At 68.6% G+C, this 9,791-nt stretch carries 13 protein-coding genes and 1 tRNA gene; 4 read left to right on the top strand and 10 right to left on the bottom strand.

The features are described 5' to 3' along the window. Positions 1–183 precede the first annotated feature (183 nt). From ACFWN1_RS28860 to ACFWN1_RS28840, 5 genes are all read right to left on the bottom strand, one after another. A complete protein-coding gene (locus ACFWN1_RS28860; protein WP_384368168.1) occupies positions 184–486 on the bottom strand; it encodes a hypothetical protein in 303 nt (100 codons plus the stop codon). Beyond that, on the bottom strand, positions 483–1,214 hold the full coding sequence (locus ACFWN1_RS28855) for a GntR family transcriptional regulator (protein ID WP_384368174.1): 732 nt from the start codon (positions 1,212–1,214) through the stop codon (positions 483–485). Before ACFWN1_RS28855 ends, ACFWN1_RS28860 begins: the two co-directional genes overlap by 4 nt. A gap of 8 nt (positions 1,215–1,222) precedes the next feature. After that, positions 1,223–1,447 carry a hypothetical protein gene (locus ACFWN1_RS28850; protein WP_384368165.1) on the bottom strand — a complete coding sequence of 75 codons (225 nt, stop codon included), beginning with the start codon at positions 1,445–1,447 and terminating at the stop codon, positions 1,223–1,225. Between the two features lie 199 nt (positions 1,448–1,646). Then, positions 1,647–1,958, bottom strand: a complete 312-nt coding sequence (locus ACFWN1_RS28845) for a hypothetical protein (RefSeq protein ID WP_384368162.1) — start codon at positions 1,956–1,958, stop codon at positions 1,647–1,649. 12 nt (positions 1,959–1,970) lie between these two features. Beyond that, the gene (locus ACFWN1_RS28840; RefSeq protein WP_384368159.1) at positions 1,971–2,249 is read right to left on the bottom strand and encodes a hypothetical protein; all 279 of its coding nucleotides are present in this window, start codon (positions 2,247–2,249) and stop codon (positions 1,971–1,973) included. 78 nt (positions 2,250–2,327) lie between these two features. Between ACFWN1_RS28840 and ACFWN1_RS28835 the strand changes: the two genes are divergently transcribed. The 3 genes from ACFWN1_RS28835 to ACFWN1_RS28825 all read left to right on the top strand — a co-directional run bounded on the left by ACFWN1_RS28835 (position 2,328) and on the right by ACFWN1_RS28825 (position 3,465). Continuing rightward, positions 2,328–3,080, top strand: a complete 753-nt coding sequence (locus ACFWN1_RS28835; protein ID WP_384368156.1) for a GntR family transcriptional regulator — start codon at positions 2,328–2,330, stop codon at positions 3,078–3,080. Then, a complete protein-coding gene (locus ACFWN1_RS28830) occupies positions 3,077–3,322 on the top strand; it encodes a hypothetical protein (protein ID WP_384368153.1) in 246 nt (81 codons plus the stop codon). The genes ACFWN1_RS28835 and ACFWN1_RS28830 overlap by 4 nt, the downstream gene beginning before the upstream one ends. A 61-nt stretch (positions 3,323–3,383) precedes the next feature. Further along, positions 3,384–3,465: transfer RNA gene (locus tag ACFWN1_RS28825), tRNA-Arg, on the top strand. Positions 3,466–3,697: 232 nt separating this feature from the next. Here ACFWN1_RS28825 and ACFWN1_RS28820 read toward each other — a convergent pair. The 5 genes from ACFWN1_RS28820 to ACFWN1_RS28800 all read right to left on the bottom strand — a co-directional run bounded on the left by ACFWN1_RS28820 (position 3,698) and on the right by ACFWN1_RS28800 (position 9,303). Continuing rightward, on the bottom strand, positions 3,698–4,696 hold the full coding sequence (locus tag ACFWN1_RS28820; protein WP_384368150.1) for an SDR family NAD(P)-dependent oxidoreductase: 999 nt from the start codon (positions 4,694–4,696) through the stop codon (positions 3,698–3,700). A gap of 391 nt (positions 4,697–5,087) precedes the next feature. Further along, a complete protein-coding gene (locus ACFWN1_RS28815) occupies positions 5,088–6,503 on the bottom strand; it encodes a CoA transferase (protein ID WP_384368171.1) in 1,416 nt (471 codons plus the stop codon). 282 nt (positions 6,504–6,785) lie between these two features. Then, complete coding sequence (locus ACFWN1_RS28810) at positions 6,786–7,691, bottom strand: hypothetical protein (RefSeq protein WP_384368147.1); 906 nt, start codon at positions 7,689–7,691, stop codon at positions 6,786–6,788. A gap of 15 nt (positions 7,692–7,706) precedes the next feature. Next, entirely contained in the window at positions 7,707–8,633 is a 927-nt protein-coding gene (locus ACFWN1_RS28805; RefSeq protein WP_384368144.1) for a 3-hydroxyacyl-CoA dehydrogenase NAD-binding domain-containing protein, read from the bottom strand. Between the two features lie 496 nt (positions 8,634–9,129). Next, positions 9,130–9,303 carry a CsbD family protein gene (locus ACFWN1_RS28800; RefSeq protein WP_384368141.1) on the bottom strand — a complete coding sequence of 58 codons (174 nt, stop codon included), beginning with the start codon at positions 9,301–9,303 and terminating at the stop codon, positions 9,130–9,132. A 250-nt stretch (positions 9,304–9,553) separates the two neighbouring features. Between ACFWN1_RS28800 and ACFWN1_RS28795 the strand changes: the two genes are divergently transcribed. Then, positions 9,554–9,724: a hydrophobic protein gene (locus tag ACFWN1_RS28795; RefSeq protein ID WP_384368139.1), complete on the top strand. Its 171-nt coding sequence runs from the start codon at positions 9,554–9,556 to the stop codon at positions 9,722–9,724. The last annotated feature ends 67 nt before the right edge of the window (positions 9,725–9,791 follow it).

Genomic DNA, 9,791 nt, shown 5'->3' with positions numbered 1-9,791 from the left:
CGTACGCACCGACCGGCAGAAACGGAGAGATGAACTCCCACTCGGCATCCGAAAGTTGAGGTCGAGACACCTCACCGTTCTACCCCAGGGGTCCCAACCCTCCCCGGCCGGGACCACACGAGATCACAACTCCACACAGGCCCTAATGGATCTGTCTTGGCAGGCGCCGTTTCGTGGCAGTCTTCAGAGCTTGTGCGGATCGCTGACAGCCAACAGGCAGCCTCGGCTGATTGCGACCCGCAAGACGTCGCGCAGTGCACTGGCCAAGTCCCGTGCCAGGCTGCGGATCTCGTCCGGTTCCGCGCCCGCGTCGTCGAGCGTGTCCGGGACTTGGTCCAGCAACTCAGTAGCGAAGTCGAGTTGGGCCGACTCGACGTCGTCTGCCAAGCGGGAGATGTAGCCACTATGGTCGTCGGTGCTCAGGTAGCAGGGCTTGCCTTCCGGACCCACCCAAGGAAGAAGCCGGAGTTCGCTCGGTGCTGTCATGGCGAGGGATGCCTCTCGTTGATCACGTGGTGGGAGGTGAAGACCGCGTCGACGCGATCTCCCGGGAACGCCAAGAGAGCGGCCTCTGTGATGCGTCCGGTGAAGTCGGTGGCGACACGGGTGACGGCGAGGACAGCCGTCGCGGAAGGGATCTTCAGGGCCGAGGCTTCGTCCGGTGTCGCTAAGCGAGCACAGACCATCTCCCGAATGGCGGCCGGTGGCGGACCGAGGACGGCGAATCTTGCGAGCGCTTCTCGGCGCGCGGGGGCGTCGTCGAGTACTCCAGCCGGCGCCAGGTCGCGCGGCATGTAGATGCGGGCCCACCCTTGAGGCATCTCGCCATCGAGACTGACGCACGAGAGCTCCGCAAGGGGGCTGCCCGTCGGCACCATCAAGAGAGCCGCGAGGCTGCCGCAGGCCGGGACCGTGGCGCTACGAACGGTGATACGCAACGCCGGTCCGGTGGCTGTCAACGGGTCCAGCGTTCCCCAGCCGCCCACATACATGATCTTGCGTGGTGCACGTCGGACGAAGTTGCCCTTACCGTGGAGTTTCTCGATGAGGCGTTCGCCCTGGAGCACTGCGAGTGCATGGCGCAGCGTCACCGTGCTCACGGCGTACCGCTCGGCCAAGGCCGTTTCGGACTCGAGTCGTTCGCCGGGTTGGAGACGGCCGGACGTGATCTGCCGCCGTAGATCGTCGGCGATGTCATGGTGGCGAGGAGGCATCAGTACCGTCACCGCCTTTTCATCGGCCGCGCGGCGACGAGTCGGGTACGCGTGTGCATGGTCAGCAGCTCGCCCGACTCGAAGACGAGTTGCTTCGCCCCGTGAGGAAGCTGGAGCAGGTCGCTCACGCGGCAGGCGCAGCCGCCGAGTTGGATGACGTCGCCGCGCTGCACCGTGCTGGCGGTGATTTCAACGCTCGTTACCGGTGCACTGCCGGCGATCGGGGGCCTCACCGCGTCACCACCTCGGGCGCAGGCAGGTCGACGGCCCGATGGCACAGGCAGTCGCACGCTTCGTAGATCACCGGGAGATCGGTCGGTGCCGGTGCTGGCGGCGACTCCACGCAAGCGGAGTGCGTACCGATGTGGCAGGCGGTCGAGCGGTAGGGGCCCGGCATGCCTTCCGTGATCGATGACTGTCGACAGGGCGGCATCAGTGGACCCCCGCAAGGGCCGACCACGCTTCGGCGGAGAGGTGAGGGGCGACAAGCACGGCGCGAGGCCGCGCGCGCCTCTCCCACGCCAGGACGTACGGGCGGACCAGGGCGACTTCCTCACCCGCAAGCGGGGCCAGATGAGCCGTCATCGCGAAGGACCGGCGCAGGACGACGGTCGATGCGTCGGTGGGCGCAAGGGAGAACGCTTCGGTCGAGGGGTTGGAGGCGCGTAAGGGGCGGCGGTGCCTGCCCTTGGTCGAGGTCCGCACCCTAGCTAGGGCAAGGGCGCGGCGGATACGGTTGAGCACGCTGCTCAGCTCCTATCGCTGATGGCTCGGTCCCCCGACATCGCCCGTCGTGGGGACCGCTTTACGTACGAGCGCCCAGAGGGTGCGGGCGTTCAAGCTGGTGGCGAGGAGGCCGAATTGGTCGGCCGTGGACACCGCGTCCAGGACCTCTCGCCATGTCTCGGCGGAGACGTCGTCCGGCATCTCCGCTTCGACCGTCGTGTGCCGGGGGTGTTCCTCCACTCGCGTGAGAAATCCGAGGGCGGACAGCCGGGCGGCGATGGCCTCCGCGCTAACTCCCGAAGCGGGCACAGGGCAGCCTCCGTCACCGGCGATCACTTTCAGTGAAGCTAGTTAACTAGATTAGGGCTAGTGGACTAGATTTTCCATATGTCTGAGCAACCGCCCTACCTCCGCATCGCCGATGAGCTGAGGCGCCGGATCGCGGAACGTGTGTGGGAGCCGGGAGACCGTCTGCCGTCCCGCGCTCAGATCGGCCAGGAGTGCGGTGTCGGCGAGAACGTGGTTCGCCGGGCGCAGGAGTTGCTGATCTCCCAGGGAGTGCTGGAGGGCCGCGCCGGTTCGGGTACGTACGTCGCCGAGCCCCGGCGGCGCGTGCGGGTCGTACGGTCTTCAGCGCGGGAGCAGCCCACGGGCTCGCCGTTCCGGGCAGACATGAAGGCGGTCGGCAGACAGGGCGACTGGGAGAGCCGGACGGATGCCAAGGTGCCGGCTCCCCCGCAAATCGCGGCGCGGCTGGGGGTCGACGAGGGCGCGTTGTGCGTGCGTACGACGTACGAGTTCCTCGCGGACGGCAGACCCGTGCAGCTCTCCACGAGTTGGGAGCCGTACGACCTCACCGCTGGCACCCTTGTCGTCCTTCCCGAGGGAGGGCCACACGCGGGCTCGGGCGTCGTGAATCGTATGGCCGCGATCGGTATCAACGTCAGCCATGCGGTGGAGCAACCAGAGCCGAGACACGCGACGGCCGAGGAGGCATCCCTACTCGGCATCCAGAAGGCCGCGCTCGTCACGCACATCAGGCGGACGTACTACAGCGACCAAGGGCGACCCGTGGAGACGGCGGACATCGTCGTGCCCGCCGCGCACTGCGAGATCGTCTACGAGATCCCGATGGCATGACCGCCGCTGATCACGTCGAGAGCAAAGAGGACCTGGCGGCGCTCGTACGTTCTCTGCGTCGGAGTTACGCCGAAGGTCGGGACTCGTGGGAGAACGCGGACCTTCCGAGCTTCCTCGACGCCTTGGCGGCATGGATCGATGACTCGGATGGCTGGTACCGCAACGCCGGCCAAGAGGTGCCACCCAGCGGTGACTGGGCGTTCTTTGCACGCGCTCTGCTGGCGGCGGCCGTCTACGAGTAAGTGAGGCCGTGTCAAATAGGTGTCGAAGGTCAGCCGGTAGCGTGGGCTACATGAGGAATCCGCCAGGTCAAAAACGGTAAGGCACCCCACTCACCAGGCGCCTTCTAAGCGCTTGGCCGCAGGTTCGAGTCCTGCCGGGGGCGCCCGCTGACGTCATGTCAGGTTGCGCACGTTTGCCTGCTCAGAGTGTGTCTGACCTTCGCAGATCTGCAGCGTACGCAGCTTCGCCGGGCGGCGCTGGAGTTCGGCTGACACCGGCTGGACCGGCTGGGACTGAGGCTCTGCGGGTGTCTGTCCCCCGTGCGTCCCCAAGCCACCAAGGCTCAGATGCATTCGGATGGGCCCGCGGGGGGGCAGGTGTCCTGCGCCGCCAGGTCAGGGGCGGGTGGTCGGAGGGTGTTGGTTGTAGCGGGCTGCCGCGCGGTCGTTGAGGGCGCTTCCCCAGGCGCGCAGTCGACCGGCGACACCGTGCGGCCGTCCAGTGATGTCCCGCCCCGGTACGAGGCCGCCCTCGGCGTCCCCCGAGCCGGGCAGGACGCGGGCGGCGAGTCCGGACAGCCGGGTCACGGTCACCGGCGCGATCCCGTGCAGCAGCCCGGCCGCCTTGGCCGCCGGGGTCAGGACGATGCGGGGTCGTCGTCGGGCAACGGCGGCGACGATGCGTGAGGCGGCACGTTCGGCGTCCATGGAGACCAGCGGGGTTCCCGCGAGCGCCGAGAACCAGGCGAACTCGCGGCCCCGGTCGCCGCCGAACTGTGCCTGCCCGTGGGAGCCGGTACGCATCAGCCCCGGATGCACGGCCGTCACCGACACCCCCCGCCCCGCCTCCTCGGCGTGCAGCCCCTCGGCCAGCGCGGCGACGGCGGACTTCGCGCACGAGTACGGGAGCAGGTGCGGGACCGCGAGCAGTCCGCCGACCGACCCGATCAGGGCGAGCCGTCCCCCGGCACCGCTGCGCCGCAGGTGGGGCAGGGCGGCGAGCGAGGTGTGCAACGCACCGCCGAAGATCGTGCGCATGGTGTCGTCGAACTCGTCCGCACCGATCGCGTCGACCGGAGCCACCGGGATGATGCCCGCGTTGGCGACGACGATGTCGACGCCGCCCCGTGTCCGGGCGGTGGCCGCGAACAGCGCCTCCACATCGTCCCGTTCGCGCACGTCGCACACGGCGGTCTCCACCCGCGCGCCGCCACCGCGTGTCCGCAGCAGGTCGGCCGCCCGGTCCAGCTCCTCCGTGTCACGGGCGGCGATGGTGACGGCGCAGCCGCGATCGGCCAGTTCGCCGGCGATGAGCAGGCCGAGCCCCCGCGACCCGCCGGTCACCACCGCCGACAGGCCCGCGAGGGACTCGGCGCTACCTGAGTGCTTGGGCATCGAGGACTCCTCATGCGGGTGCGGGGCGTACGGGGACAAGCCTCTGCGGGGCGGCCGTCGTACGGATCTCGCACCGCCGCGACGCGCCGCGGAAGGTCGGCCGCGGAAGGTCGCCCTCCTTCCGCTTCCCGAGCCGAGGGACGACAAACAGGGCCTCCTGTCCGCACAGAGCCCGCTCGCGGCCTCAGGTACGCCTCGGTCTCGGCCAGGTTCTCGACCAGTACGAGCCCTTCCTCACCTCGCTGGGCGTCCTGTCCCCGTCGCGGAAGTGAGTCGGCATCGGACGGCGCACCCCGGCAGGTGCCGGCTCACCCGGCGCGGGTGCCCGGCCATCACGTGGGCGACCGGCGCTGCTCCGGCCAGGAGACAAGGCCGATAGGACCGACGGATGTCACCGCGGCAACCACTCGGGTTTGCTCGACCCGATCGGCGAGATGATCGGGTCGGCCCAGTACTCGGGGGTCCTGGACATCTCGACCTGGGAGCCGAGCCGCGTGAATTCTCCGAAGGCGGTCTGCCCCGTCTGGAGGTTGGGCTTCAGGGGCTGATGCTCTGGACCGAGGTCGTCCATGTGCAGCAGGGTGTCATCGTCGACCAGTCCCAGAGCCTGCTCGAACATCAGGGTCTGGGCGAGGGTGACCGTGACCTTGTAGCTGCCCCCCTCCGCGGCTCGGCGCAGCAGCGCTGCCTGCACTCCGATGGCACCCAGATACCCCGTCAGGAAATCGCATACGACGTTGACTCCGTGCGGAAGCTGCGGCTGATCGGCACTGCCGATGTCGGTGAACATTCCCGTGAGACCGGCGGCCGTGAAGTCGTACCCCATCCAGTCGGCCCACGGCCCTTTGGGAGTGTTGAGCCTGCCCGAGACGTAGATGATGCCGGGCCGGTACCGGGCAAGTGTCTCGGCGGAGAAGCCTTGGGACGCGACCAGGCCGGGCCTCATGTTCTCCACGAACACGTCGGCTTCTTTTACGAGTTCGTAGATCGGTTTTCTGTTCGCGTCTACGCGGGCGTCCAGATAGGTCTCCCGGATGCCCGCCAGGCACTGCCAGAATATCGTCGGCTCTTCGACCCAGTCGAGGGTGTTGAGATTCAGGGCGTCGGCACCCTGAGCGGACAGTTGCCGCATCACGGCCGGACCCGCCACCACATGCACCATGCCCAGGGCACGGACCCCGGAAAGGGGACGGTCGCCGGGGATAAAGGGTTCCGGGGGGCTCTCTCCGATTTTCTCGATGTGGATCAGCGGGGTGCCGATGTGGTGCTGGAACTGCTGGGTCGCCTCGTACTCCTCCCGCGTGCGACAGATCGCCAGCGGAACACCCGCGTCCTGGGCCGCGTGCTCCAGGTCCTGTGCGTCCCATTTCCGCGTCGCTTGCTCCAGTTGCCGGGGAAGCACGCCGCTGTCCAGCAGTTCCATGATGCGTTTGGTGTTCGAGCTGTACAGCGAGGTCAGCACGACAAAGCGACCGTCTCTGGTGGGCAGGATATGGCTGCCCAGCTGACCCACGTTCCCGCCCCGCATCTGCTGGGTCCCGTTGACCAGCGTGCACTCGGCGAGGGTGTCCTGCCAGGCGCTCTGCGTCACATACGCTTTGCGCAGGTCGACATGGATGTCCTGGCCTTCGCCGGTTCGCTGCTTCCAGATGATCGCGGAAGCGATCGAGTTCGCCGCTGTGATCGCCGCGGCGGCGGAGCCGACCTTGATATGGGTGGGCCGGATGGGGTCCATACCCGCGAAGGTGACCGCGCCGCCCGAGTCCCGGCGATTCAGGCCGGCCTCGAAAAGGAGGCCGTCCACCACGTCCAACAGGTCATCGTGATTGTTCACGACAGGGTACGGATGCATGATCTCACCCCAAGGCGTATCCGTGGCTTCGAGCGCTGAAGCGTCAACAGCCCGTCCTGCCCCCTCGGCGTACCGACACCTGACTCTCACACATTACGCCGCCCGCCATTTCCCAACGAATCGGTGTGGCTCAGCTTTAGGCGAACGGTGGCCGATTCGTCATTGGGCGGCAGGGCATTACCCGTCAGAAGGCGGCACCGGCCCCGCTTTCTGACATGAGTATCCGGGCGTGCCCCCTCAGCGCAGCCTTGTCAGGCCGGTCAGCGGTCCCAGAGTGGCGATCTCGTGCCGCGGCTCACCGGCGGCGGGTCCGTCGGGCAGGGGGACGGCGTGGAGGTGGCCGCCGAGGTCGGAGACGTAGGCGATGCCCGCCTCGCTGTCGACGGCGAGGCCGATCGCCTCCTGGAATCCGCCGGCGAGGATCTCGGGCGGTTCGCCCGGCGCTCCCGGCGACGGCACGGCTGCCCGGTTGAGCGTGTTGCCGGCCGGGGGCGCGCCGCGGTCGGTCCAGTACAGCCGGTCGCCCGCCAGGTGCAGGTCGATCGGTTCGGGCAGTCCGCTCCACAGCACTTCGACATCGGTGCGGTTCTCGGCGTCCTCACCGGCCGGGATGTCCAGGCCCGCCCGCAGAATCCGCCCCTGGCCGCCCTTGGCCGGGCCCTTCTGTGTCCAGTACAGGTGACCGCGGGCGACATCGACGGCGACGCCGACGCATTCGCCCAGGATGCCGGTCGCGGGCGGGTTCACCACCAGGTCGGCCAGGCCGCTGCCGTCGGTGCGGACCCGGCTGACCCGGTGGCCCTCGCGGTCACCCCAGTAGAGGGTGCCGTCACCATCGGAGGTGAGTTGCTTGCCGGTGGTGATCGCGCCGGTTGCCAGGACATCCCGTCGTGCGCCGCTGCCGAGGTCCAGGGCGTGAATGCCGCCGTTGCGGCGGGAGAAGTCCTGACCGGCCTCGCCGGGCGCGCCCGGATCGGAGACCGGTTCGCCCATGGTGGTCCAGTAGGCGGAGCCGGAGTCCACGACCACGCCGTCCGGGACGGGGCCCGCCGTCTCGACCAGGGTGCGCACCTCGCCGCCCGGAAGGTCGACCCGCAGTACCTTTCCGGACGCCACCTCCAGCGCCAGCAATGCCTTCCACATGGTGATCGTCCCTTCTCAGACGCGCTGACCGCCGTCCGTACCGGTCTCCGGTCCCTCCTGCGCGGCGTCGGCGGCCGGGGGCGGCTGCCAGCCCAGCGGCTCCAGAACGGCGCGGGTGCGTCCGTCCCGCAGCCCGGCCAGCCGCTCGTAGGCGGACTCGCCCGTGCCGTAGGCCGCTTCGACCTCGTCCAGCACCGAGTCCATCCCGGCCGGGTCCGGCTCGCCGCTCTCGAAGGTCATCTGCGAAGCGACGTGCGTCAGCAGATGCCGCATCCCGCCTGGGCCGCCACCCAGCACCCCGCTCTGGAACGGCCCGACGGTCGCCCAGCGCAGTCCGAGCGAGGCGCGGACCAGATCGTCGAGGTCCGCCACGTCGATCACGCCCTGCTGCACCAGGTAGGCGGCCTGGTCGTTGAAGACCTTCTGCAGCCGGTTGCCGACGAAACCCGGGATCTCCTTCTTCAGCCGGATCGGCAGTCTGCCCAGCGCGCGGTAGACCTCGACCGCCCGGTCCACCGTGCGGGCGGACGTCTGCGGTCCGGGCACCACCTCCACCAGCGGCATCAGCTCCGGCGGGTTGAACGGGTGGCCGATCACGATCCGGTCGGCGGCCGGGTTCCCCTTCGCGATGGCGGAGGGGAGCAGCGACGAGGAGGACGAGGCCAGCACCACATCGCCTCGGGTGTGCGCGGCGAGTACGGCGAACATCTCCTCCTTGATCTCGATCCGCTCCGGCCCGGCCTCCTGGACGAAGTCAGCCCCGTCGGCGGCAGCGGCCAGGTCGCCGTACAGGGTGACCGGCAGTCCGGCGAGGTGCTGGGCCGCGACATCCTCCAGGTCCGGCCTCGGATCGCTGATCCGCACCTCCCAGCCCGCCGCGCCGAACAGGCGCGCCCAGGAGAGACCGATCACCCCGGCGCCGACGATCGTCACCACTGACATGGGAACCACTCCAATCGCAGAGCGAGGACACGGGTACGGGAGCCCGGAACACCGTGTGGAGCCCGGTGCACCGTAGAGGGCGGGCATCCTCGGCGGAACTCGCCGCGCGGCTCGGACCGACCGGGCGCCGCGAGAGCCCTCGGGAGCATGGGACCGGCCGTCCAGCCGTCCAGCCGTCCAGCCGTCCAATGTCACGCTGTCTCACAGACGTGCGAACGCATGAGCCGCCGTGATCGCCCGGCTGGTTCGCTTCACGCCACATCAGGGTCTCACCATGAGCCGGGCCCTGCTCGGGGTGGCGCCGGACATCGTGGGCGAAGGCCGTACGCCGAGACACCTTCCAGGTCCTGGGCACCTCGCCCGCTGCTCCGCGGAGCGAGCACATCCAGGGGCTGATCCTTGCGCGGGCGTCTTACCGGGCCCGCACAAGAGTGCGGCGCGTGAGCCACCCCCACCGTCTGGGGGTTGCTACGCGCCGCGCGGACTCTTGCCGGATTCAGTGCTTACCGGCGTCCTTGATCTTCTCCTTGGTCTCGCGGGCCTTGCCCACGGCCTGCTCGGCGTGGCCCTTGGCGACCATGCGCTCGTTGCCCACGGCGTGGCCGGCGGCCTCCTTGACCTTGCCGGTGGCCTGCTCGGTCTTCGCCTTGGCCTTCTCGCTGGCGGTCATCCCGCTCACCGTCCCTCAGTGTCGATGTCGTGTGGTGAGAGGTCATGTGACCGCTCACCAGCTCCGCAAACACCCTGCGGATCAACTGATCTGAGCCCGCACTTTGTCCCCTTCCTGATGATTCACGGGAGGAAGACGGGGAACTGGCACGCGCTGCGGAAGTGGCCCGAGAGGCCGTGGAAAAAAACACGGATCTTGTAGGCGTGTAGGGCGGAGGTAAGGGCATCCGGCTGTCAGGAGGTTGATAACAATGGTTCCCCTGATTCTGGTTCTTCTTCTGGCTCTGATCCTCTTCGGTGCGGGCTTCGCACTGAAGGCTCTGTGGTGGATAGCCGTGATCGTGCTCGTGGTGTGGGTGCTGGGCTTCGTCATCCGGCCCGCGGGCAATGGCGGCCGCAAGGGTCGCTGGTACCGCTGGTAGACATAGGAATCCAGCAGCCTCGGGCTACATCCGCCTGACGCGGTATGAGGGAGGGGCCCGGCCATCA

It is taken from the genome of Streptomyces sp. NPDC058459 (assembly GCF_042721685.1).
In the GTDB taxonomy this organism is placed as follows: Bacteria; Actinomycetota; Actinomycetes; order Streptomycetales; family Streptomycetaceae; genus Streptomyces.
This window is presented reverse-complemented; position numbering and strand designations above follow the sequence as displayed.

Excerpts from the sequence above, each read along its gene's own strand:
- ACFWN1_RS28820 (WP_384368150.1), bottom strand. The coding sequence starts at position 4,696 with ATGCCCAAGCACTCAGGTAGCGCCGAGTCCCTCGCGGGCCTGTCGGCG.
- ACFWN1_RS28855 (WP_384368174.1), bottom strand. The coding sequence starts at position 1,214 with ATGCCTCCTCGCCACCATGACATCGCCGACGATCTACGGCGGCAGATC.
- ACFWN1_RS28805 (WP_384368144.1), bottom strand. The coding sequence starts at position 8,633 with ATGTCAGTGGTGACGATCGTCGGCGCCGGGGTGATCGGTCTCTCCTGG.
- ACFWN1_RS28800 (WP_384368141.1), bottom strand. The coding sequence starts at position 9,303 with ATGACCGCCAGCGAGAAGGCCAAGGCGAAGACCGAGCAGGCCACCGGC.
- ACFWN1_RS28810 (WP_384368147.1), bottom strand. The coding sequence starts at position 7,691 with ATGTGGAAGGCATTGCTGGCGCTGGAGGTGGCGTCCGGAAAGGTACTG.
- ACFWN1_RS28860 (WP_384368168.1), bottom strand. The coding sequence starts at position 486 with ATGACAGCACCGAGCGAACTCCGGCTTCTTCCTTGGGTGGGTCCGGAA.
- ACFWN1_RS28835 (WP_384368156.1), top strand. The coding sequence starts at position 2,328 with ATGTCTGAGCAACCGCCCTACCTCCGCATCGCCGATGAGCTGAGGCGC.
- ACFWN1_RS28795 (WP_384368139.1), top strand. The coding sequence starts at position 9,554 with ATGGTTCCCCTGATTCTGGTTCTTCTTCTGGCTCTGATCCTCTTCGGT.
- ACFWN1_RS28830 (WP_384368153.1), top strand. The coding sequence starts at position 3,077 with ATGACCGCCGCTGATCACGTCGAGAGCAAAGAGGACCTGGCGGCGCTC.